The sequence below is a fragment of the Saccharopolyspora sp. NPDC050389 genome, assembly GCF_040655595.1.
In the GTDB taxonomy this organism is placed as follows: Bacteria; Actinomycetota; Actinomycetes; order Mycobacteriales; family Pseudonocardiaceae; genus Saccharopolyspora.
In genome coordinates, this window is record NZ_JBFAKG010000083.1 from 1 (window position 1) to 22,714 (window position 22,714).

At 67.6% G+C, this 22,714-nt stretch carries 24 protein-coding genes and 1 pseudogene; 10 read left to right on the forward strand and 15 right to left on the reverse strand.

The window, feature by feature from the left end; translation table 11 throughout:
* Window positions 1-112 precede the first annotated feature (112 nt).
* Window positions 113-511, reverse strand: a complete 399-nt coding sequence (locus AB0I53_RS37720; protein ID WP_358613797.1) for a DUF3224 domain-containing protein — start codon at window positions 509-511, stop codon at window positions 113-115.
* Window positions 512-595: 84 nt separating this feature from the next.
* On the opposite strand from AB0I53_RS37720, the gene AB0I53_RS37725 reads away from it, so the two are divergent.
* Window positions 596-1,561, forward strand: coding sequence for a WYL domain-containing protein (locus AB0I53_RS37725; protein ID WP_358613799.1), 966 nt, complete (start codon window positions 596-598; stop codon window positions 1,559-1,561).
* Here AB0I53_RS37725 and AB0I53_RS37730 read toward each other — a convergent pair.
* Together AB0I53_RS37730 and AB0I53_RS37735 are read right to left on the reverse strand one after the other, a co-directional pair.
* On the reverse strand, window positions 1,530-2,825 hold the full coding sequence (locus tag AB0I53_RS37730) for a glycosyltransferase 87 family protein (protein ID WP_358613879.1): 1,296 nt from the start codon (window positions 2,823-2,825) through the stop codon (window positions 1,530-1,532). The genes AB0I53_RS37725 and AB0I53_RS37730 overlap by 32 nt on opposite strands.
* Before the next feature lie 94 nt (window positions 2,826-2,919).
* Window positions 2,920-3,687, reverse strand: a complete 768-nt coding sequence (locus AB0I53_RS37735; protein ID WP_358613801.1) for a deoxyribonuclease IV — start codon at window positions 3,685-3,687, stop codon at window positions 2,920-2,922.
* A gap of 170 nt (window positions 3,688-3,857) precedes the next feature.
* Here AB0I53_RS37735 and AB0I53_RS37740 point away from each other — a divergent pair, with 170 nt between their 5' ends.
* From AB0I53_RS37740 to AB0I53_RS37765, 6 genes are all read left to right on the forward strand, one after another.
* A complete protein-coding gene (locus AB0I53_RS37740; protein WP_358613803.1) occupies window positions 3,858-4,799 on the forward strand; it encodes a hypothetical protein in 942 nt (313 codons plus the stop codon).
* A 291-nt stretch (window positions 4,800-5,090) separates the two neighbouring features.
* On the forward strand, window positions 5,091-5,441 hold the full coding sequence (rpsF, locus tag AB0I53_RS37745) for a 30S ribosomal protein S6 (protein ID WP_358613805.1): 351 nt from the start codon (window positions 5,091-5,093) through the stop codon (window positions 5,439-5,441).
* A gap of 42 nt (window positions 5,442-5,483) precedes the next feature.
* Complete coding sequence (locus AB0I53_RS37750) at window positions 5,484-5,966, forward strand: single-stranded DNA-binding protein (protein ID WP_093263833.1); 483 nt, start codon at window positions 5,484-5,486, stop codon at window positions 5,964-5,966.
* A gap of 45 nt (window positions 5,967-6,011) precedes the next feature.
* On the forward strand, window positions 6,012-6,248 hold the full coding sequence (gene rpsR, locus AB0I53_RS37755) for a 30S ribosomal protein S18 (protein ID WP_093151213.1): 237 nt from the start codon (window positions 6,012-6,014) through the stop codon (window positions 6,246-6,248).
* 18 nt (window positions 6,249-6,266) lie between these two features.
* Window positions 6,267-6,719, forward strand: a complete 453-nt coding sequence (rplI, locus tag AB0I53_RS37760) for a 50S ribosomal protein L9 (RefSeq protein ID WP_358613807.1) — start codon at window positions 6,267-6,269, stop codon at window positions 6,717-6,719.
* Between the two features lie 417 nt (window positions 6,720-7,136).
* Entirely contained in the window at window positions 7,137-9,806 is a 2,670-nt protein-coding gene (locus AB0I53_RS37765) for a replicative DNA helicase (protein ID WP_358613880.1), read from the forward strand.
* A gap of 144 nt (window positions 9,807-9,950) precedes the next feature.
* On the opposite strand, the gene AB0I53_RS37770 is transcribed toward AB0I53_RS37765, so the two are convergent.
* The 4 genes from AB0I53_RS37770 to AB0I53_RS37785 form a co-directional block, all read right to left on the reverse strand.
* Window positions 9,951-10,913, reverse strand: coding sequence for an EamA family transporter (locus tag AB0I53_RS37770; RefSeq protein WP_358613809.1), 963 nt, complete (start codon window positions 10,911-10,913; stop codon window positions 9,951-9,953).
* A 389-nt stretch (window positions 10,914-11,302) separates the two neighbouring features.
* Complete coding sequence (locus AB0I53_RS37775) at window positions 11,303-11,632, reverse strand: alpha/beta hydrolase (RefSeq protein WP_358613881.1); 330 nt, start codon at window positions 11,630-11,632, stop codon at window positions 11,303-11,305.
* Window positions 11,556-12,005 (reverse strand): alpha/beta fold hydrolase, encoded by a 450-nt coding sequence (locus AB0I53_RS37780; RefSeq protein ID WP_358613811.1) that lies wholly within the window; start codon window positions 12,003-12,005, stop codon window positions 11,556-11,558. Before AB0I53_RS37780 ends, AB0I53_RS37775 begins: the two co-directional genes overlap by 77 nt.
* A gap of 401 nt (window positions 12,006-12,406) precedes the next feature.
* Complete coding sequence (locus tag AB0I53_RS37785; protein ID WP_358613813.1) at window positions 12,407-13,054, reverse strand: helix-turn-helix domain-containing protein; 648 nt, start codon at window positions 13,052-13,054, stop codon at window positions 12,407-12,409.
* Window positions 13,055-13,142: 88 nt separating this feature from the next.
* Here AB0I53_RS37785 and AB0I53_RS37790 point away from each other — a divergent pair, with 88 nt between their 5' ends.
* Window positions 13,143-13,688 (forward strand): nitroreductase/quinone reductase family protein, encoded by a 546-nt coding sequence (locus AB0I53_RS37790; RefSeq protein ID WP_358613815.1) that lies wholly within the window; start codon window positions 13,143-13,145, stop codon window positions 13,686-13,688.
* 493 nt (window positions 13,689-14,181) lie between these two features.
* On the opposite strand, the gene AB0I53_RS37795 is transcribed toward AB0I53_RS37790, so the two are convergent.
* On the reverse strand, window positions 14,182-15,291 hold the full coding sequence (locus tag AB0I53_RS37795; RefSeq protein ID WP_358613817.1) for an FAD-dependent monooxygenase: 1,110 nt from the start codon (window positions 15,289-15,291) through the stop codon (window positions 14,182-14,184).
* 65 nt (window positions 15,292-15,356) lie between these two features.
* Here AB0I53_RS37795 and AB0I53_RS37800 point away from each other — a divergent pair, with 65 nt between their 5' ends.
* Window positions 15,357-16,037: a TetR/AcrR family transcriptional regulator C-terminal domain-containing protein gene (locus tag AB0I53_RS37800; protein WP_358613819.1), complete on the forward strand. Its 681-nt coding sequence runs from the start codon at window positions 15,357-15,359 to the stop codon at window positions 16,035-16,037.
* A gap of 472 nt (window positions 16,038-16,509) precedes the next feature.
* Here the strand turns inward: AB0I53_RS37800 and infA are convergent, their stop codons facing one another.
* The 3 genes from infA to map form a co-directional block, all read right to left on the reverse strand.
* Entirely contained in the window at window positions 16,510-16,734 is a 225-nt protein-coding gene (gene infA / locus AB0I53_RS37805) for a translation initiation factor IF-1 (protein ID WP_358613821.1), read from the reverse strand.
* 137 nt (window positions 16,735-16,871) lie between these two features.
* Window positions 16,872-17,675, reverse strand: a complete 804-nt coding sequence (locus AB0I53_RS37810) for a GNAT family N-acetyltransferase (RefSeq protein ID WP_358613823.1) — start codon at window positions 17,673-17,675, stop codon at window positions 16,872-16,874.
* Between the two features lie 340 nt (window positions 17,676-18,015).
* Window positions 18,016-18,810, reverse strand: a complete 795-nt coding sequence (map, locus tag AB0I53_RS37815; RefSeq protein ID WP_358613882.1) for a type I methionyl aminopeptidase — start codon at window positions 18,808-18,810, stop codon at window positions 18,016-18,018.
* 77 nt (window positions 18,811-18,887) lie between these two features.
* Here map and AB0I53_RS37820 point away from each other — a divergent pair, with 77 nt between their 5' ends.
* Window positions 18,888-19,154, forward strand: a complete 267-nt coding sequence (locus tag AB0I53_RS37820; RefSeq protein WP_358613825.1) for a helix-turn-helix transcriptional regulator — start codon at window positions 18,888-18,890, stop codon at window positions 19,152-19,154.
* Window positions 19,155-19,702: 548 nt separating this feature from the next.
* On the opposite strand, the gene AB0I53_RS37825 is transcribed toward AB0I53_RS37820, so the two are convergent.
* The 4 genes and pseudogenes from AB0I53_RS37825 to AB0I53_RS37840 form a co-directional block, all read right to left on the reverse strand.
* Window positions 19,703-20,161: an SRPBCC family protein gene (locus AB0I53_RS37825; protein WP_358613827.1), complete on the reverse strand. Its 459-nt coding sequence runs from the start codon at window positions 20,159-20,161 to the stop codon at window positions 19,703-19,705.
* 180 nt (window positions 20,162-20,341) lie between these two features.
* Window positions 20,342-21,220: a helix-turn-helix transcriptional regulator gene (locus AB0I53_RS37830; RefSeq protein WP_358613829.1), complete on the reverse strand. Its 879-nt coding sequence runs from the start codon at window positions 21,218-21,220 to the stop codon at window positions 20,342-20,344.
* Window positions 21,221-21,726: 506 nt separating this feature from the next.
* A complete protein-coding gene (locus AB0I53_RS37835; protein WP_358613831.1) occupies window positions 21,727-21,876 on the reverse strand; it encodes a hypothetical protein in 150 nt (49 codons plus the stop codon).
* Window positions 21,877-21,973: 97 nt separating this feature from the next.
* Window positions 21,974-22,648: pseudogene (locus AB0I53_RS37840) on the reverse strand (NAD(P)-binding domain-containing protein); the annotation flags it as partial.
* Window positions 22,649-22,714: the final 66 nt, after the last annotated feature.

Genomic DNA, 22,714 nt, shown 5'->3' on the forward strand with positions numbered 1-22,714 from the left:
ACCGTGGGTCGCGACCAGCGCGGCGACGTGGTGATCCTGGAGAGGTTCTGGGACGTCTTCGCCGACGCCCGGGCCTGGCAGGAGATCGGCAAAAGACTCACGGCCCCGATCGTCAGTCCAGCGCGTAGTCGAACTCGTAGGGCACCGTGAGCTCGCCGCTGGTGGCCGTGTAGCGGCCGGTGCCGCGCAGCCCGGACAGCTCGTCGGTGCCCGAGCCCGGCACCACCTCGAAGGTGGCGTGGATCGAGCCGTCGTCGCCGAAGTGGCCGCGCTCCTGGATGGCGAAAGCGCCCTTGCGCCCGTCGAGCGTCCCGCGGATCAGCTGCATCCCGATGAACGAACCGGTCAGCTCGGTGCTGTACGTGAGGGTGTACTCGCAGGCGACCTCGGCCGCCTCGATGCCACCGGTGAACTTGTTGGTGATCGCGGCGCGGGCGAGCTTCGGGTGCTGCTCGCCATCGCCGATGACGCTCTCGTCCCAGCGGACGACGGTGAAGCTTCCGGTGGTCATGGACATCCCTTCAATCGGTCTTGCGACCAGCCTGAACGCCGTACCTGACATCTCCTGTCAGGTACGGCGGGCAAAATTCCGGGCATGCGCGCCGACCGGCTCCTCACCGTGCTCCTGCTGCTGCAGAACCGCGGCCGGATGACCGCGACCGAGCTCGCCGCGGCGCTGGAGGTGTCGGTCCGCACCGTCTACCGCGACATCGAGGCCCTAGGCGCGGCGGGCGTCCCGGTCTGCGCCGACCGCGGACCCGACGGCGGCTACCGCCTGATGGACGGCTACCGCACCCGGCTGACCGGCCTCACCGACGCCGAAGCCGGCTCCCTCTTCCTCGCCGGCGCGCCCGGACCGGCGCGGGAGCTCGGCCTCGGCGCGGTCCTGGCCACCGCGCAGCTGAAGGTCCAAGCCGCGCTGCCGGCCGAACTGGCCGAGCGGGCCCGCCGCATCCAGGACCGGTTCCACCTCGACGCGAAGGGCTGGTTCCGCGACGCCGACGAGGTGCCGCACCTGGCCGAGATCGCCCAGGCGGTGTGGGAACAACGCGTGCTGCGCGTGCACTACCGCCGCTGGCGCGGCGAGGTGCACCGAGAGCTCCAGCCGCTGGGCATCGTCCTGAAAGGCGGGATCTGGTACCTCGTGGCCCAGGTCGGCGAAGCCATCCGCACCTACCGGATCTCCCGCTTCCTGGCCGTGGAGATCACCCCGGCCACCTTCGCCCGGCCCGCGGGCTTCGACCTCGCCGCCAGCTGGGCGGAATCCGCCCGGCGCATGGAAGCCGCGATGTACCGCGGAACCGCTCGCCTGCGGATCTCGCCGCTCGCGCAACGGTTGCTGCCCGCGAAGTTCGGCTCCCTCGGCACCAACGCCCTCGCCGCCGCCGGGCCGCCCGACGAGCACGGCTGGGTGGAGGTCGACCTGCTCGTCGAACAGCAGGACGTCGCAGTCCACGACGTGCTCCGCCTCGGCGCCGAAGCCGAGGTCCTCGGCCCGCCCGAGCTCCGCGCCGCGGTCGCCGAAACCGTCACCGCGCTGGCGACTCGGTACGCATCCTGAACACGCTCCGCCCGGCGGCACCATCATCCACAGTGGAGCGCGCGGCGAGGAACGCCACGAACAGGCCCACCAGCAGCGCCGCCCGGCCCCAGACGCCGATCATCAGCGCCTGCGACGTGAAACCGTCGTGGATGCCGTTCGGCTCGCCCGCCATGTTCAGGTAGAACCAGCGGAAGATGCTGATGCCCATCGCCAGGTCCGCCACCAGGTACGCCACGATCCAGCCCCAGCGCACCGCCAGCAGCACGAAGAACGGCAACAACCACAACGTGTACTGCGGCGAATGCACCTTGTGCAGCAACAAGAAACCGCACAGCATCGCCGCCGACACCTGAACCCACGGATACGTGCCGGTGCGCTCGTAGCGCAACCAGCCGACCGCGCAAGCCACCGCGAACGACAACAGCATCAGCAGCGGCGACACCACGCTCATCGCCGACTGGAAGCCCTCGTACTCCGTCCAATGCCGGAAACCCCAGTACCAGATCGAGTTCGTGCTGATGTCCACCTGCCGCCGGGACTGGAAGTCGAACGACGCCAGCCAGCCGCCGAACCCGGCCAGCATGAACGGCACATTCGCCAGCACCGCCGTCCCGACCGCGGCCCCGACGACCTGCAACGCGCCACGCACGTCGAACCGCCGCTCCTCGCCACGGCCCTCGGTCAGCACGTACAACGCCAACGGCAGCACGAAAAGCGCCGGGTACAGCTTGAGCGCGAAACCCAAGCCCAACAACACCGCGGCCGCCGTCGCCCGCCGACGCAACGACACCGACGTCCACCGATGCACGACGAACACCGCGGCCACCGCGCACGCCACGACCGGCAAATCCCAGTTGTGGAACGCATAAAGCACCAACGGCGGGCTCAACGCCCACAACAACGCCCGCCAGCCGCTCAACCGGCCCAACCACCACGCGACGGCCAACCCGAACGGCGCCATCAACAACGCCGACGAGGCCAGGAAGCCCGCGTCCGTGTCGGCGAACAACGCGCCCACCCAGATCAGCACGCCGGTCAGCACCGGGTACTCGACCACCCCGCCGTACAACGTCCCGTCGGGCTCGATCCCGCCGTGCACGTAGGGGAAGACGTGCCGGTCGATGTCCCGGCCGACCCACAGGTTCTGGATGTCGGAGTAGCACACATCGCCGTAAGCCCGCTCCTGGTAAGCGGGCTCCGAACGTCCCCACTCGTCGAAGAGCGGGCCGGTGCAACGGGCCTTGTTCGCGTAACCCAGCGCCAGCGACAGCGCGGTGAACATGCACAGCGCGACTAAGCCGGAGATCGTCAACCCGCGGGCAGTCCTAGCGCTGATGCCGATCACTCCCGTTCGATACCGCGAAAAGTCGATGCGTTCAGGCGACCTTGCCGCGGAGGAACGCGATGTCGTCGGCCTGGCCCTCGTCCGGCGTCTCCACCACCACCGGCGCCCCCGCGCTCGCGCACACCGCGACCAGCAGATCCGGATCGATGTTGCCCGCCCCGATGTTGGCGTGCCGGTCCCGCGACGAGCCGAACTCGTCCCGCGAATCGTTGAGGTGCACCAGATCGATCCGCCCGGTGATCGCCTTCACCCGGTCGACGATGTCCAGCAGCTCCTCGCCCGCGGCGTGCGCGTGGCAGGTGTCCAGGCAGAAACCCGCCCCGAACTCGCCGACCGCATCCCACAACCGCGCCAGCGCGTCGAACCGCCGCGCCATCGCATTGGCCCCGCCTGCGGTGTTCTCGATCAGGATCGGCACGTCGAAACCGCCGTCCGCGGCCTGCCGCTCGAACAGCTTCCGCCAGTTCGACACGCCCTCTGCGGGCGCGTCGTCCTTGGTCACGTGCCCGCCGTGCACGATCAGGCCCTGCGCGCCCACCGCGGCCGCTGCCGTCGCCTGCTGCGCCACGGCCTTGCGGGACGGAATCCGGATCCGGTTGTTCAGCGAGGCAACGTTGATCACGTACGGCGCGTGGATGAACACCGCGACGTCGCTGTCGCGCAACTGCTCCGCCTGCGGATGCGGCTTCGGGGCCTTCCAGCCCTGCGGGTCCGACAGGAAGAACTGCACGACCTCCGCGCCGCGCTCGGCGGCGGCGGCCAACGGGTCATCATCGCGAACGTGGGCGCCGATACGCATACCCGAAGTCTAGGCGGCCGACCGGATCGCCTCCCGGCGGCGTGAACGGCCCGGTCCCACAGCGCGGGAACCCGCGGTTTTTCCCCGGGGGGCGTCACCAATGGCGGTGTTCGGGCGTTATTAATCTTGAGAGAGTGATCGGCATTCGGACTGCCGTGGGGAGACGAGAAATGGGCGCACGGGGGAAACCCAATCCGCTGGTCAGGCCGAACGCGCTCGGCCGGACCGTGTCCGCCGGCCTGGTCGGCTTAGCGATCACCGCGAGCACCTTCCTCGGCGCGAGCACCGCCTTCGCGGCCGACCCGCTGGTCGTCGACCAGCCCCTGGCGATCGTCGACGCGGAACCCGGCCAGCAGATCACCATCGCGCCGTCCACGCTCGACTTCAAGGTCCGCGAGGCCGTGCTGCTCGCCATGCCGCTGGCCTTCGGCCCGGCAGACGACGCCGCCGAGAAGTTCGGCGACCTGACGCCGATCTCGCTCGGGGCCGCTCCGGAGGGCCGCACCTTCTACTCCGGCAATGACATCGCCAAGGCCGCCGCGCCCAGGCTCGCCGAGATCGGCCTGCCCGCCGGCAAGGTCGACGCGGTGACCTGGCACTTCACCAACCTCGTCAGCCTCGGCAACGCCCTCACGGTGAAGGCCGCGAAGCCAGCGGTGGAACAGCCGCCGCCGTCCCCGCAACCGCCGCCGACCGAGAAGCCGCAGCCGGCGCCGAACCCGCAGCCCAGCACGAACCCGCCGCCGCCGAGCTCCACCCTGCCGCCACCCACGCCGCCGCAACCGGCCCTGACGCCCAACGGCGGGGCACCGGCGGCGCTCAGCGTTCTGCCGCCCAGCCTGCGTGACCTCCAGGGCGGCTCGCTGCCGTGGGCGCAGGCCCGCTACGGCCAGGTCCCGGGCCTGACGCCGGACGTCGGCGACCTCGCGAAGCAGTCCCAGGAGCAGCAGAAGGCCCGCGAGCAGCAGGAAGAGATCCGCGCCGCGGGCAAGGCGGAGGCGCTGCCGACCGAGGTGACCGACCGGGTCGCGGCTCCGGTGCTGCTCGCCGCGATCTCGCTGGCGGTGGTCACGGCGGCCCTCGTCCGCAGCTGGGTCCTCCGCCGGCACTGAGCTCGTTTCGGCTGGTCACGGGGCCGTGAGTCTTTTGGGTCGCTATAGCAGCCCCGCGTCCAGCTCGGGCACGTCGAAGCAGACGGCACCGGGGATCCAGCGCGGGAAGCGCTCGCCCCAGGGCCGGATCAGCCCCCAGTGGCCCCGTTCCTGTTCTGAAGCCGGGGCCCGGTGCTGTCCATCGCCCCGTCGGCCGAGTTGTCGGCGCCGCTTGCTAGCCTTGTCCAGTTCGTCGACGCGAACGACCCTCCTGCCATGGAAAGTCCGTGGCCGTGAGTCCACAGGAGGTGAATGGTCTTCATGCGTCACTACGAGCTCATGGTCATCCTGGACCCGAGCATGGACGAGCGCACCGTCGCTCCGTCCTTGGAGAACTTCCTCAACGTTGTCCGCAACGACGGTGGCACCGTCGAGAAGGTCGACGTCTGGGGCCGCCGGCGGCTCTCGTTCGAGATCGAGAAGAACGCCGAGGGCATCTACGTCGTCCTGGACCTCAACAGCGAGCCGGCCACCATCAAGGAACTGGACCGGCAGCTGAACCTCAACGAGTCGATTCTGCGGACGAAGGTCATCCGCAAGATCGTCGAGCCCCGCAAGGCCGCGCGCGCCGCCAAGGCCCGCGCCGCTCAGGCGTCCGCCTGACCGGCCCGATTCCGCTAACGACCAGACTGGAGTCCCCAGGTCATGGCTGGTGAAACGGTAATCACGGTGGTCGGCAACCTGACCGCCGATCCGGAGCTGCGCTTCACCCCTTCCGGTGCCGCGGTCGCGAACTTCACGGTCGCGTCCACGCCCCGGACCTTCGATCGCCAGTCCGGCGAGTGGAAGGACGGCGAGGCGCTGTTCCTGCGCTGCAACATCTGGCGGCAGGCCGCGGAGAACGTGGCCGAGTCGCTGACCCGCGGCATGCGCGTGGTCGTGCAGGGCAGGTTGCGGCAGCGTTCCTTCGAAACGAAGGAAGGCGAGAAGCGCACTGTCGTCGAGCTCGAGGTCGACGAGATCGGGCCGTCCCTGCGCTACGCCACCGCCAAGGTGAACAAGGTCAGCCGTGGCGGCAGTGGCTTCAGTGGTGGCGGGGGCCCGTCCGGTCCCCCGGCCGACGACCCGTGGGGCTCCGCGCCGCCCGCCGGTTCCGGTGGTGGGTTCAGCGACGAGCCGCCGTTCTAAACGGCGCAGCAACGCTTACGAAGTTTTCGCTCAGGAGGAAGACCTATGGCCAAGGCGCCCGTGCGCAAGCCGAAGAAGAAGGTCTGCGTGTTCTGCAAGGACAAGGCGGCGCAGATCGACTACAAGGACACGACGCTGCTGCGGAAGTACATCTCCGACCGCGGCAAGATCCGTGCCCGTCGCGTGACCGGCAACTGCAGCCAGCACCAGCGCGACGTCGCCATCGCGGTGAAGAACGCCCGTGAGATGGCCCTGCTGCCCTACACCTCGACCGCTCGCTGACCCGGAAGGAGACACGTCGTGAAGATCATCCTTACCGCTGACGTGACCGGTCTCGGCGAGTCTGGCGACATCGTCGAGGTCAAGGACGGTTACGCGCGCAACTACCTGCTGCCCCGCAGCCTGGCCATCGTGGCCAGCAAGGGCGCGCAGAAGCAGATCGAGACGATCCGCCGCGTGCAGGAGAACCGCCGGGTGCGCAACCTGGAGCACGCCCACGAGCTCAAGCAGCAGCTGAAGGACCTCGGCCCGGTCACGCTGACCGCGAAGGTGTCCTCGCAGGGCAAGCTGTTCGGCTCGATCACCAGCGGCGACATCGTCGCCGCGGTGCGCAAGGCCGGTGGTCCGAACCTGGACAAGCGCTCCGTCGACCTGCGCGGCCACATCAAGTCGCTCGGCAAGCACGTCGTCGACGTGCAGCTGCACCCGGACGTGACGGCCAACGTCAGCGTCCAGGTCGCCGGCGAGCAGTGACCCGGTAGTACCGGTTTCCACAACGCGGCATCGTCCACTCCGGCATTCGTGTGACGGGTGGGCGATGCTGCGTCCGGTGCGCGCACCGGTTGTCACGGCGGAGGCCGAGCCCCGCCGAGTTCCGACACGCCGAAGACAGCGACACACCGGGACTTTTCCACGGATTTCTTCCACAGCCTTCGCACAGGGGCTGAACTGGGGTTTTTTGTCGATCACACCGACTTGTCCCCAAGTTGTCCCCAGCTGCGTGGAAGGCTGACGCGAGTTATCCCCAGCTCGATTCGATCTATCCACAGGTTGTCCCGAGCTTTGTCCACAGCTTGACTTGCCTGCTCCAGGCGGGCGATCTAGCTTCGCGCGCGGGCGTTCACGCACACCACGCGTGATCGCCTTGTGCCGGAGGAGGTGACGGGTCCGGTGGCGGTGCCCGACGAGCAGGAAGATCCGTACTTCGACAGCGACGGCGGGTCGAGCAGCAGCGCTACCACCTTCGAACGACAGCCCCCGCAGGACCTCGCGGCGGAGCAATCGGTGCTCGGCGGCATGATGCTGAGCAAGGACGCCATCGCCGACGTCGTCGAGGTGCTCAGCCCCAACGACTTCTACCGCCCGGCGCACCAGGCGATCTACGACTGCGTCCTCGACCTCTACGGCCGCGGTGAACCGGCGGACGCGATCACTGTGTCGGCCGAGCTGGAGCGCCGCCAGGAGCTGCTCAAGGTCGGCGGCGCGCCGTACCTGCACACCCTGATCGCCACGGTTCCCACGGCGGCGAACGCCGGCTACTACGCGGAGATCGTCTCGGAGAAGGCGATCCTGCGCCGCCTGGTGGAGGCGGGCACCCGGATCGTGCAGCTCGGCTACCACGGCTCCGAGGGCGCGGCGATCGAAGAGGTCGTCGACCGGGCCCAGTCCGCGATCTACGACGTGACGGAGCGCCGGGCCAGCGAGGACTACCACGCCCTCGAAGAACTCCTCCAGCCGACGATGGACGAGATCGATGCCATCGCCTCCCGAGGAGGAGAATCCCAAGGCATCCCAACGGGTTTCGCTGACCTCGATGCCCTGACCAACGGCCTCCACGCGGGCCAGATGATCATCGTCGCGGCGCGGCCCGGTGTCGGCAAGAGCACCCTGGGACTGGATATCGCCAGGTCGGTGTCGGTGAAGCACGGGCTCGGCAGCGTCATCTTCTCGCTGGAAATGGGGCGCACCGAGATCGTCATGCGCATGCTCTCCGCCGAGGCCCGGATCCGGCTCGGCGACATGCGCGGTGGCCGGATGACCGACGACGACTGGACGCGGTTGGCGCGGCGGATGAGCGAGATCAGCGAGGCGCCGCTGTTCGTCGACGACTCGCCGAACCTGACCATGATGGAAATCCGCGCGAAGGCCCGGCGGCTCAAGCAGCGCCACGACATCCAGCTGATCGTGCTGGACTACATGCAGCTGATGACCTCCGGCAAGCGCGTCGAGTCCCGGCAGCAGGAGGTCTCGGAGTTCTCCCGAAACCTCAAGCTGCTGGCCAAGGAACTCGAAGTGCCGCTGATCGCGATCTCCCAGCTCAACCGTGGCCCGGAACAGCGCACGGACAAGCGCCCGCAGCTCTCGGACCTCCGCGAATCCGGTTGTCTGACCGCTGACACGCGACTGCTTCGCGCGGACACCGGCGCCGAGGTCACCTTTGGTGAGCTGATGAGGACCGGCGAGCGGCCGATCGTCTGGTCGCTGGACGACCGGATGCGTCTGGTGCCCCGGCCTATCACGAACGTCTTCTCCAGTGGCGTCAAGGAAGCCTTCAAGGTCCGGCTCGCATCCGGTCGCGAGATCGAGGCGACTGCCAACCATCCGATGCTCACCGTGGACGGTTGGGTGCCACTGGGCGAACTGGCCGAGGGGACGCGGGTCGCCGTACCGCGACAGCTGCCGGAGCCGCTGGATGTGAAGGCGTTGCCCGAAGCCGAGATCGTGATGCTCGCGCATTTGATCGGCGACGGCTCGTTCGTGAAGCGGCAGCCGCTCCGGTACACGAGCGTGGACGAAGCGAACCTGGAAGCAGTGACGGAAGCGGCGAAGCACTTCGGCATTACCGCAGTCCGCGACGATTACGCAGCTGCGAAGGTGACGACGCTCCGACTCCCGGCACCGTATCGTCTGACGCACGGCAAGCGGAACCCGATCGCGGCCTGGCTCGACGCGATGGGTCTGTTCGGGCTGCGCAGCCACGAGAAGTTCATCCCAGACCAGGTCTTCTCGCTGCCACGAGAGCAGATCGCGCTGTTCCTTCGGCATCTGTGGGCGACGGACGGCTCGGTGCGGTGGGACGAGAAGGCCGGGCAGGCGCGGCTTTACTACGCGACGACGAGTCGCCGACTTGCCGAGGACCTGTCGCGACTTCTACTTCGGCTCGGTGTCCTCGCGCGGATCAAGCCAGCCAAGAAGGCTGGCTATCGAGACTGCTATCACGTGCTCGTCTACGGCGCGGAGAACCAGCTGAAGTTTCTGGACGAGGCTGGAATCTACGGTGCCCGGTCCGTTCCGGCCGCCGTCGCGGTCGAGAAGCTGCGAGCGATCGCCGGGAACACCAACCGGGATACGGTGCCCAAGGAAGTTTGGGACCGGATTCGCGGGCTCCTCGCCGCTCGTTCGATGACGCAACGGGACTTCTCGGCGCAGATGAACACCCAGTTCTGCGGCTCGACCATCTGGAAGCACGCACCCAGCCGGACCCGGTTGGCACGTGCAGCGGCTGTACTGGACGACGCGGACTTGGAGATGCTGGCGACCAACGACGTCTTCTGGGACGAGATCGCTGAGATCACCAGCATCGGCGAGCAGCCCGTCTACGACGCAACGGTAAACGGCACGCACAACTTCGTAGCCAACTGCATTGCAATGCACAACTCGCTGGAGCAGGACGCGGACATGGTGATCCTGATCCACCGGCCGGACGCGTTCGAGCGGGACGACCCGCGGATGGGCGAGGCAGACCTGATCCTGGCGAAGCACCGTGCCGGCCCGACGGCGACGATCACGGTCGCCCACCAGCTGCACTACAGTCGCTTCGTCGACATGGCCCAGGAGTAGCTCCCGGCTTTGCAGGTTCTCAAAACTCGTGGCCAATTCTCAGTCTTGATGGCCACTGTCTGGCCAATTGGCCATCGGACTGAGAAATGGGCTGTTGATCACTAGATCGACCGATCCGCAGACCAGGGCGCCTGACTGGACAAACTAGCGCTGTGCAAGATCGGGGCCGTCCGGGAGTGGCTTCGGGCCGGCCAGTTGCACCAGCACCGCGCCGGTGAGCAGAACTACCGCCCCGGCCAGCTGCGTCAGGCCGAGCGCCTGGCCGAGCAGCAGCCAGGCCAGCACGGCGGCGACCAACGGTTCCACCAGGGCCAGCACGCTGGCCAAAGCCGAGGGCAGATCGCGCAGTGCCCGCAGTCCGGCCAGGTAGGGCAACGCGGTGCCGGCCACGGCCAGCATCAGCAGTGTCAGCCACACCGGGGCCTGCAGGCCGCCGAGTACCGCGGGTGCGGTGAGCAGGCCCGAGGGCAGCGTCCACGGCGGGCTGACCGCGACCACCACCACCGCGCCGATCGCCAGCCCGGCTGCGGTCAGCCCGAACGCGTCGTGCCGGCTCGCGCCGTGCTCTCCGATCAGGAAGTACCCGGCCGAGCAGATCGCCGCGGCCAGCCCAGCGGAGACGCCGAGCAGGTCCAGCCGGGCGCCCTGCCAGATCTCCGCGATCAGGGCCAACCCGGCCACGGCCAGCCCGATACCCAGCCACACCAGACCGGGCAGCCGGGTGCGGCGCACCACCCGCACCCACAGTGCGACGAGCGCGGGCGCCAGGTTGACCAGCACCATCGCCACCCCGACCGGGATCCGGGCCACGGCCAGGAAGAAGAACAGCTGCACTCCGGCGACGCCGAGCAGGCCGTAGCTGAGCAGCAGCCACAGGTCGGCACGACGGAACCGCAGTGCCTGCGGCCGCAGCACCACGACCACTGGCGCCAGCAGTACTGCGGCTAACGTGATCCGCACCGAGGTCACTGCCATCGGGGACCAGCCCGCCGCCATTACCGCCTTGGCGAGCGGGCCGGAACTCGCGAACAGCACCCACGAGGTCAGGCTCAGCCCGGTCGCCTGGGCCCGGCCCGGCGCCCGCACGGTCTTCTCCAGTACGGCCACGCCCGCAGTCTGCCTACGGGATCACTTTTCTGAACAGCGATTTTCCGGCGGCAGAGCTCGGGGGCCGAGGTCGTTCGTGGGACCAGCTGCCTGCTCACCCATGAAGAAATGCCACCGAAGTGAGACACCCAGGCCCGCAGTCCGACTGAGACAACGCGCAAAACCCCAGGCCAAACAAGATCAACATGTCACGCGGTTTGAGACCCCACAGGCTTTGCAGGGTCTCATTTTCCGCTGCACTTTCTCATGCGCGACTGCATTTCGACTGCACTTGTGCGGTGGGTTGTGAGATTGGGCCATTCGTGTGGAACATCGTGGCCCTTCTTGTGGGCCGGGGGCCGCTGGTGCCCCCGAAGCCCGACATTTCGTGGAGTCCAGTGCTTGGTGTGTCAGGCCAACTCGACCAGTAGCCCGGCGAGTCGTTCCGGTGCAGACCAGAACGGCGAGTGTCCGGCGTCGATCTCGCGGACCGCAGCACCGAGCAACTCCTGGGCCACAGTGGCGTTCCATTCGCCGTCCACCACGCGATCGTCGCGGCACGCCACGTAGGTGGTCGGCACCCTGCGCTCCGGTAGATCCGGACAAGTCTGCTGATACAGCGCGGTTGCATCGGGGCGCAACCGTCCAACCGCGTCGGCGGCGTCACCCGGGAGGCAGTCGGTAGAACAGCTCGGTCGCGTCGGCCGGGTCCAGGGCCAGGCAACCGGTTTCGTCGACAGTGGCCTGGGTGAGCACCTTCCGCATCGGCTCGGCGAACGGCTCGAGCCCGTTGTCCGACCACGTGGTTCCGGGTCGGCGTACCAGGGCGGCGAGCAGGACGAGAGAGCTAACCGCGCGGTTGCCGACCGCCAGCGGTGCCAGCAGCCCGCTCATCGAGTGCGCGACGAGAACGACGTCGGAACGGGTTCGGAGTGCGTCTTCGATCGCCGAGAGGTACTCGTCCTGGCCGGCGTCGGCGGTGTCGGACGGCAGCCGTGGGCATATGACATCGTGTCCACGTGCCGTCAGGTACTCGCCCACCCGTGACCAGCACCACGGGCCGTGCCAGGCACCATGCACGAGGATGAACGTCTTCGATTTCGCTCGTTCCACGAAGGTCGAACTTACGTCGGCTGATCACTGCACCGGGTGATGTGGAGTTCGCCGAGCACCTACAGCTTCACATTTGGCTCGAACGGGCACACCTGCGCCCGAAAACAGTAGACGGCCTATGGAAGGTCTTCCGCGCTCGTTGCCTGGTCCTTGAATCCACCGCGTACGATGGTTAGCTCCGGCCGCCCCCGGCCTACGCCCAAGGCGACAGCCCCGAAACGCGCCAGAATTCGCCGCTGAGGAAATGCCACGAAACTGAGACTTCTTGGGGTGGCATCACGGCGAGACAACCGAGAAACGCCAGGTCGCACCGAATCAAAATGTCACGGCCGATGAGACCCTACAGCTTTGCAGGATCTCACGGCTGACTTCATTTTCTCACGGATGACTTCATATCAATCTCATTTACGAAGTAATCGTGAGACGCTGCCTGGTGCGGTGTCGATGGGAAGTGGTTCGCGGTGGTCTGCGCGCAGGCCGTCGAGGGAGATGCGCAGCAGCCTGTGCCACATCTGTGGGCGGCACTCGTCGGTGACCTGGACGGCGTGGCCTAGTGAGACCAGCAGGAGCAGCAGGTCGTCGGTGGTCACGCCGGGGCGCAGCAGACCCGCCGCGGCGGTGCGGGCGCACAGTTCCTCGATGACGAGGCGAAGCTGCTGGATGCCCTCCAGATCGGGGACCGACCAGGTCAGCGCGAAGTTCTCCATGATCGCGCGGTGGCGTGCGTAGCCGGTCAGGGCCTGCTGGTAGAAGTCGGTCAGTGCCGTCCAGGGGTCCTCGGCGTCGATCGCCGTCTGGCGCGCGGATTCCGCCCATTCCGAGAAGTCCTTGCGCAGGACCGTGTGAACGAGGTCCTCCTTCTTCGGGAAGTGCCGATAGAGGGTGCCCATGCCCACCTCGCTGCGGCGGGCGATCTCGCGCACGTCCACCGAGGTGCCCTGCTCGGCCAGCACGGCCGCGGCGGCCTCGATGATCGCTTCCCGGTTGCGGATCGCGTCCACGCGCGGCGCGCGGCGCCGGGCGGTGCCTTCCGGTTCAGCCACTGCCATGTGGTCGAGCATACCTCCTTATGCGGAGCACATGCTCCCCTCTGTGATACTTTGAGGAGCAAGTGCTCCGGATAGTGAAGGGGATGTCATGTCCGACCCGTCCACGACCACAGCGAACGAGGCCAAGTCCCCGGACATCACCAGATGGAACGAACGCATCATCACTGAGGTCCGAGCGAACGCCGGGTACGCGGCGTGGAGTAGCGACGAGGATTTCGCCGCGGGCCGCCCCGTCCCGCCCCGGATTCCCGGGTTCGACGAGCGAGGCATGCCGCTGATCTTGGTGCACCACACCGGGGCCAAGACCGGACGCGAGCGGATCAGCCCATTGTTCTTCCAGCCGGTCGGCGATAGCTGGGCCGTCTTTGGAACCTACGGTGGCAGTCCGCGTCATCCGGTCTGGTACCACAACCTCATGGCGAACCCGCAGGCCACAGTCGAGGTGGGCACGGAGAGAGTGCCGGTCGTAGCGCGGCTCGCGCAGGGCGCGGAGCGCGAGCGGATCTGGGCGAAAGAGATAGCACTCGTCCCGAAGTTCGCCGAGTTCGAGGCAGCTGCCGGCAGGCAGATCCCCGTCGTCGTGCTGGAGCGTGTCCCCGCACAAGCCTCCACCCCGCCCACCACCGAGAAATGACCCCGCCAACCTGCGTCCACGCAGAGAATTCGCGACACCGCAATTCGCGATGCCCTCAGTATTTCGTTTGAATTGCTCGGCGCTTGCAGTTCGCCAGACGATTCGGACGCGAGGCGAACGCACAAGGCGATGAGCGCGTCCCATGTGCCGCCGGCACGTTGAACCTCGTGGTAGGCAGGAGCGCGTGCGCGGTCTTGCGGCAGCCGCCTTAGGAGCTCGGCGTTAACAAGGCGCTGGGTCACGAGCCTCACGAGGCTGTCGTTGAGCCGGGTGCGGGAGGCGATCATGCGGACTGTCACCTGCGTTTGCCTGCCGGTGGTCTCCTCTGCGATTCAGGGCATCAGGTTGACGCCTGCCGGCGAGAAATTCGCACAAGAAGTAATGCCAATCCTGGCCACGCTCGACCAATGTCGGTGAGACAACCGAGGGGCCGAACCGCCCGGGGGATCGCGCTGGCTGGACGACCAGGTTTCCTGGTCGTATTCGGTTACCTTCAGCCAGGTTGGAAAAATGCGAGCATTTTCTGGCCGGCGTCCGGCGACATCAGCAATTCCTGCATGTCCGCGGACATCCGGGCGGCAGCGCTGGTGCGTTCGAACATCTCGCGTTCGTATTCTTTGACGGCGGCGGGAAAGTCGTCCGGGTGCGCGGCCAGCGCGAGGCCGAGCAGGGCGCCGTCGAGCAGCGCCATGTTGGCACCCTCCCCCACCGGCGGCATCAGGTGCGCGGCATCGCCGAGCAGCGTGACGTCTGGCGTTGACGGCCAGGTCAGGCCGACCGGGAGAGTAGTGATCGACCGTGGCAGGACCGTGTCGTCGCAGGCTGCGATCAGTGCGGTGAACCGTGAGTCCCAGCCGGTGAGCAGGTCGATCAGCCGCGCCCGGGCGGCGGCTGGATCGTCGAACGGGATCCCGCTGGTGGCGAACCAGTCCTCGGCGGTGTTGTAGAAGCTGAGGCCGATGCGAACGCGGCCGTCGCCGTTGCGCTGCGCTGCCAGGGATCGTCCGTTGCCGAGCACCCAGTAGTTGCCGCGCCCGACCATCGCCGCGAGGTCGGGGTGGGTGCGGTCGATGTCGGGAATGCCGAGCTCGACGACGTTCTGGCCGATATGCGCCGGCCGGGCGTCGGTGAGCAGCGCGCGGACCCTGGAGTTCGCGCCGTCGGCGCCGACCAGCAGGTCATACGTCGCACTGCTGCCGTCGGCGAAGTGCAGCAGGCCGTTGTCAGCGGACTCAAACGCGTGCCCCCAGCGCACCGCGTGTTCAGGAAGAGAGTCCAGCAGCAGGTTGCGCAGATCGGCCCGGTCCACCTCGGGTCGCTCAAGCGGGGCGCCCTCGGGCGTGTCCTCCTGCAGCAGCAGGGTGCCGTCCGGCTCGAGAAGCCGCATGTCCTGGCCCTCACCACGGGCAATCGCGTAGAACTGGTCGATCAGACCGGCCTCGCGCAGCGCCCGCTGCCCGGAGTGGATGTCGAGCATGCCGCCCTGACCGCGCGCACCGCGCGACGATTCACGTTCGTGCACAACGGCGTCGATGCCGTTCACGTGCAGCACCCGAGCAAGGGCCAAGCCACCCAATCCGGCTCCGACAATGGCGATGGTCATAGTTACCTCGATTCACCGTATCAGTCAATACACTGTATCAATCCCAGCGCTGTATTGTCGTCGGCATGTTGGTGTGGGAGCGGCCGGAGCCGCCGGATCGACCGGTGCCGGCCCCGCTGAGCCGGGAGCGGATCGTCCAAGCGGCGATCCAACTCGCCGATGCGGACGGCCTGGACGCGGTGTCGCTGCGCAAGGTCGCCGCGGTGCTGGACGTCGGACCGATGCGGCTGTATGGCTACATCGCCACCAAGGAGGAGTTGCTCGACCTGATGGTCGATGCGGTCCACGCCGAGATCCGGCCGGCCGGAGACGGTTGGCGAGAGGTGCTGCGCTCCCTTGCCGAAACCACCCGGCAGGCCGCCCACCAGCACGAATGGCTCGCCGACCTGCTCGGTGGGCGGCCCCAGCTCGGGCCGAACACGCTGGCCAGCGGGGAGGCTGTAGCGGCCGGAATGGACGGCGTCGACCTGGACACCGTCGTGCCGGCGATCGCCGCGGTCAACGCGTACGTAATCGGCGCGGTGCGCCGGGAGATCACCGAGCGACGCGCCGAGCGAGCCTCCGGGATGGACCAGATGCAGTGGCAGGCCACCTTCGGGCCTTATCTGCAGCGGACCTTCGCCACCGGCCGATTCCCCGCGCTGGCCACGATCGTCCACGATGGCCCCCACCTCGACGCCGACCAAACCTTCCGGACCGGCCTCGACTTCCTCCTCGACGGCATCGAAGCCCGTATCTCAAGCTAACGCGCGGCCGAGGGACCAGGCGAGCGCCGACCGTTGAGACGACGCAACCCCACCAAAACTGAAGAAATGCCACGGAACTGAGATTCAAGCCCGCATTACATCCCGTGGGACAACCGAAATATCCGCTGGTCAGCGGAGATCAACCCGTTCTCAATGATCTTGGCATCTGGTTGGCACTTGTGCCATCGGCGTGAGACTCGCCGCCATTGTCCGTGCTCACTGAAGATGGCAGGTTCTCAACCAACTGCGTTGGCACTTGGCCGAATCTCACGCTGTTGGCACTCCGACGAAAGACGAGCCGGCGGTGTCGGCGGCCGACTGGAAGTCCGCCGCCGGCACCGCCGTCGCATCAGGCCGGTGATCTGCCGAACCGGTCCGGGTTCTCGGCTCTGGTCTTGGCTCCTACATCAAGCACGTCTCCGAGCCAGGTCGGAGACGTGTTCGTCCTCCTCCGGCGCGTGCCGGCCCACCACTACGTCCTGTAGCGGAACAGGATCCGGCCGCGAGTGAGGTCGTACGGGCTGAGCTCCACGAGTACCCGGTCGAGCAGCACGATCTTGATGTAGTTCTTCCGTATCTTCCCGCTGATGTGTGCGAGCACCTTGTGCCCGTTCTCGAGCTCCACCCTGAAGCTGGCATTGGGCAGACACTCGACGACGGTGCCCTCGACTTCGATACCCCCTGCTGTTTTCGCCATGTTCTCGCGCTCCTCCGGTCGGTGGCGGTGAGATCGGTGAGGAAACGAATCCCGTTGACGCGATCGTGAACGATGCGCCTGCTCATCAGATCGGCCTGTGCCACGCGTGCTTCCTCGCGTGGTGAGGTGGTCAGGCGTCAGCGGAGCACCAACTCCAGGTTGCTGCTCGCGCGCCGGGCGCCGATGCCCTCGAACAGCGCCAAGGCCGCCCCGTTGGATTCGTCCACCTCGGCCGATGCCGTTTCGATCCCGCTGTGGTGTAGCGAACCCAGCATGTGGGCCAGCAGCGCCCGAGCGATACCGCGGCGGCGCAGGTCGGCCCGGACTGCGACCAGCCCGATCCGTGCGTGCCGGCGCCGCGCCGCCACTCGGACCAGTCCCACGTACCGACCGGACTCCGCCGCCACCGCATACTTCGACGGGTCATGCGGGGCAGCCCCGACCGGGCGGTGGATCACCTCTGTCGGCATCGACTCCCAGCCGACGGTGGCTTCGACTTCGGCGCGAATCGTGTTGTACACCTCGCGCAGCGGGCCCTCCTGCGCCGCGCCGACGGGCACGATCGTCACGCCCGACGGCGGTGGCACCGAGTCGAGTCCCGTGACCCGTGGGTCCGTGGACACGAGGTACTCCCACTCGCGGCGCCGGGTCGTGAAGCCGGCTCGCGCCCAACTGGATGTCAGTTCTAGGTCAGCTTCGTCGACCAGTGTGTACAGCGGCGTTGGCAGACCGGCCAGCATCGCATCGGCGAGTTGGTCGAAGACCGCGCCGTGCCACGAGTCGATGCTGAGGAAGATCCGCCCGTCGGGCCTGGGCGATGCGTCGCCGCGGCCGACCACTCGGTCGTCCTCCACAGCGTGCCATTGCCGCTCCGCGACCCGCGTGATCACTATCGCGGGTACGCCTGGTGGTGTCCCCTCGGCGGAATGCGCAGAATCCATAGGATGTCGCCTTTCGGAAGTGCCTTGTTGTCGAGGCGCTCCCGGCGACACCTACATTGATCGCCCAACCGTGACGAAGCGAGGGAGCACCCACGTGCGTACAGCGTTCATGGGTCTCACCTCCTCGGGCGGTGTCACGGTCTCCGGCACGCTAGCAGCCCGGCCGTGGCCCCGCCGAACCATTTTCCTGCAGGCGCCGGGCGGGATCGCGTTGAACTGCCGGTCTGCGGCATGAGCGGACGTTCGGCTGATCTCGAAGCGCTCGCGGGGTTGGTGGTAAAGGAACGCGATCTTGTCGTGCAGAGTCTCACTGTGTCGCGGACCGCCCCCTCGGCCGAACTCACGCCGAGGCCGGGTCCGCGTGGTGTGGCAGGCGTCGGGTGAGCACCAGGGGGTCGTCTTCGGTGATCGCGATCGTGTGCTCGGAGTGGGCGGTGCGCGAGCCGTCGGCCGAGCGGATGGTCCAGCCATCGGGGTCGAAGACGATCCGGTCGGTCGTACGCGCGAACCAGGGTTCGAGCGCGAGGGTCAGCCCCGGCCGGAGCTTCAGGCCGCGGCCTGCCCGGCCCTTGTTGGGAACGTGGAGCTCCTCGTGCATGGTGCGGCCAATGCCGTGACCACCGAACTCGGTGTTGACCGGATAGCCGTAGTCGCGGGCCACTGCCCAGATCGCCGCCGAGATGTCACCCAGGCGGTTGCCCGGACGCGCCACCTCGATCGCCGCCTCCAACGCTTCCTCGGTGGCACGGATGATCCGCAGGTCCTCCTCGGCAGCAGTGCCAACGACGATCGTGCGCGCCGAGTCGGCCACCCAGCCGTCGATGCTGACTGCGAGGTCCGCGCTGAGCACATCTCCGTCGCGCAGTGCGTAGTTGTGGGGCAAGCCGTGCAGGACGGCGTCGTTGACGGACAGGCAGATGACGTTGCGGAACGGGCCCTTGCCGAAGGACGGAGCGTAGTCCCAGTAGCACGACTCCGCCCCGCGCCGTTTGATCATGCCGCGCGCGTGGTGCTCCAGGTCCAAGAGGTTGACGCCCACGTCAGCGAGTCGGCCGACCTCGGAGAGCACCTCGGCGACAAAACGCCCGGCCACATGCATGCGTTGGATCTCCGCAGGCGTCTTCAGTTCGATCACGGGTGCCCTCACATCGTCGGTATAATAATACCAACGTAGCACTTGAGGTATTAAAATACCAGCCGTACTCTGGTGCCGTGGTTCGCAATCCGCTCACGTCCGAACAGATCGAGGCCGGCAGGCGTCTCGGGAGGCTGCTGCGTGAAGCGCGAGCAGGTCGCGATCTCGGTGGCGTGGCGCACGCGGCAGGCATGTCGCCGGAGACATTGCGCAAGATCGAGACCGGTCGGCTCCCGACCCCCGCGTTCGGCACGATCGTCTGCCTGAGCGAGGTACTCGACCTGCCGATACAAGACCTGGCCGCAGCATGGCGCAATGACCTGCGGCTTGAGGCGGCGTCGTGACAGCTGCCTCCGCCTGCCATCGTCTGCCGCGCCATTGATGGTGAGGTCCTGCGGCCGTGCCATGCTCGCCGCGCTTGACATGCCGATCTCGTCCAACCTGCGGCTTTTCGATTCCGCCGTTGGGGAGCGGGTCTGCGAACGCGCTGTCATGCCGCCGAGCACGCGCGTTCGCCGATGTGTTGAAGCCCAGCGATGGCAGGGCCAGGCCTGAAACTGCGATCCGGCGTGAGATGCGTGGAGCTTGGTGCCGCAGGACAGTGGTGCTGTGGTGCCCGTTGCTCCGGCGTTGCCGCGCGGACTCCGAGCTTCCGCCCGGCGTCCGTTCTGGATCCAGAACGGGATGCTTCCGAAAACCGATGGCGCCGTGGCGGATTCGCCGCGGCGCTGGGAGCGGCTGCACGGCGTCGCGCCAGTTGTCGGCAAGGCTGTTGCGGCGCCGGCCGATCCACCGCAACGGAGTTCGGGGATCGTCCGCCCGGTGCTGCGAGGCCTGCGCCGCTTGGCCCGCGACCACTGTCGCTAAGTCCAGAAAACGGACCGGTAGCCGCCTAACCGGCGAGGTCTTGGCGCGACTGCTGCGCCGCGTGGGAGGCGAGGCCGTCAGCCATCTGCTGCATGACGCGCTGCATGACGCGCTTCATCAACCAACGCATTCCCCAACGGGCGGAGTAGGTGCCGTGCCAGTGGATGACCGTGCCCCCGTCGGCTGCGGGTGTGAGGTCGATGACCGCCCGGTAGTCGTGGATCGCCGAGTTGAAGGCGTCCTCGTACGTCAGTTGTTTCTCCTCGTCGAGCCCGGTCAGCCGCTCTCCGGTCACCGTCCGCCCGGTGCGGAACGCGCGGACCGCCCCGACGGGATCCCGGCCGTCGGGATCGAGGCCGCTGGAACGTTCGGTGACCAGGCTGTCGACGGTCGACCAGACGGGCCAGGTGCGTGCGTCGATGAGCAGGCGCCAGACGACGGCCGGAGATGCCGTCGAGGTCGAGGTCGCGTCGTAGCTCAGCATGGTTGGAATCCTTTCGTTCGCCGCCGCACCGCCTTTGGCATAGCCGGGTGCTCATCGCGAGAGTTGTGACCGGGGCTCCCTGAACGAATGGGGCTGCGCGGCAACGACAAAGCTGCATGTCACCACCGAAACTAGATGGCGCGACGGCCAAGGGACATGCGCAGGATTGCCGACCTTCGATCAGATCTTGCGGTACACCGACGGCCGGACGCCGACATGACTCAGGAAGGCCGCCGACAGCGCTCCAGGACTGGCGAAACCGCAGCGCTCGGCGATCTGCCCGATGGTGAGGGCGCCGTCGGACAGCAGTCGCTGCGCCCGCTCGATCCGTAGCCGGGTGAGGAACCGGTGGGGCGTCTCGCCGGTCGCCGCCCGGAAGACGCGGATGAAGTGGTACACGCTCAGGTGCACTTCGGCGGCGATGTCGGCAAGCGTCAGCGGTTCGGCGAGCCGGTCCCGCATGACGGCGATGCCGGCGCGGACCGCCGCGTGTTCGGGCCCCGGCAGGCGTTCGTGCCGGCCCCGGGCCAGCAGGTGCGTCGCGAGGAACGCCGCGGCGGATTCCGCGTAGAGGTCGTTCGCGCCATCGGCGGCGGGCAGTGCGCGGACGAGATGTTCGACAAGCGGATCGCCCGCGCCCACCGCGGCCGACAGCGCTTCGAAGTCCGGCTCCGAACCGCCCAGTTGAGCCGCGGCGCGATCGACGGTCGCCGACGGGATGTGCACCTGGATGGTGCGCATCGCGGACGTCGCCCGGTAGTCGAATACGCTCGCCCGGCCGGGAACCATGAGTTCCAGATTGCCGGGAACCCAGCGTCGGCGGGCCGGTTTCCCGTCGGCCTGCGTCCGCATCACCACGTCCCCGGCCACGCAGAGCACGAGATGCAGGTCGGACGCCCCGGGCATCTGAAAGTGGTCGGCCTCGGGTGCGTGGTCGAAGCACTGCACGAGCAGCGACCGCCAGCCGGCATCGCCCCAACTGCAGTAGGTGCGCCGCACGAGCGCTGACATGTCGAACTCCGCGTACGGCGCCAGATCGAAGTCAGGCGAGTCGAACACCGCACAAGGCTAGTTGATCCGGGCCCGTGCCCAAGGAGTGTCGGGGTCGCCCACGGGGATCTCCTCCGGGGAGGCGTCGGCTGGCGGGCGGGCGGCGAGACCCCATATCTGTGGTGGAATTCCGTTGCCGGGCATGGCTTCAGCACGGGTGGCCGGCTCGGGCTTTGAGGGACATCTCCGGAGATGACGCCGTTCAGCCAGCCCAGCGTGCTCAGGTAGCTGGTGGTGAGCAGTCCGATCGTGCCGACCGCCGCGATGATCGCGATCAGGAATACGCCCGGCGGCTTCGCGGGGCCACCGGGAACGCCGAATTGCCGGGGCTCTGCGTTGAAATGACCTTGCGGAGTCGCCACCTGGGTGAGGCTGGATCTGCCGGAGTCGGCGGATGGTTGAACGCTACGGCACCGAGATCACCGGTAGGCGCCCGGTTTCCGGCGTGCCGCTGCCCGGGCATGCGGCGAAAGGCGGGGTGCGGGCGCCTGAATCGTCCCGCACCCCGCAGCACGTCACCGGCGCTTCGCCAACAACTCAAACATGCTCGAGAATCCCTGATCGCCGTGGCCTTCTGCGATCCGGCGATCCATCAGTTCCTTGACCTCCCGCATCCGCACGGCCTCCACACCGATGGATTCCCGGTGGTCGATCATGTCGTCCATCAGCGCGGCCTGGACGTTGAGCGGGCCGAGATCCGGGTGCGTATTCGCCGCTCTTGACCGCCTTGCCCATCGAGGTCAGCAGCGGCGGGAAGGCGGCCATCGAGCCGGCGATGCGCTCGGCGAACTCGACCACGTCGACGCCTTCCGCCTGAACCAGCTTGAGCGCATGCAGGAAGCCGATGAGCAGCTCGTAGGCCACGGCGACCTGGGCCATGAACTCCACGGCGGCCAGGCCGGCGTCTTCGCCGTGGTACGCGATGCTGCCCAGCACCTGCAGCGTCGACTCGTGGGCGTCGAACGCGCTGCGGGAGCCGCTGAACGGGAACATGATGTTCGGCGTCCCGACGTACGGCGGATCTCCCATGATCTTGCCGTCGAGGTACTCGGCGCCGCGCTCGTTCGCCCAGCGCTCGTTCTCCCGTGCCTGGGCGGGAGAGCCGCTGGTGACGTTCACCAGCACCTTGCCCGCGATCGCGGCATCGACAGAGCCCAGCACCTCGTCGACCGCTGTGCTGTCGAGCAGGCAGACCACGACCAACGGGCTCGCCGCCACCGCCTCCGCAGCCGTCGCGGCGGCCGTGGCACCGGCGGCGACCAGTGGCTCGCTCTTGCTCGCGGTCCGGTTCCAGACCGTCGTGCGATATCCGCGCTCGACGAACGTCTTGGCAATCGCCGATCCCATGTCACCGAGGCCGAGCACGGTGATCGCGCCGGTCGGGTCGCCGGTCGTCGTTGTCGTTGTCGTCATGGTGTTCCCTTTCGTGCCACTCATCCGTTCGCCGACGCGAACATCGATAGCGTGCAACTTCAATCTAGGAAGAGGTCAACGAGCGAGACT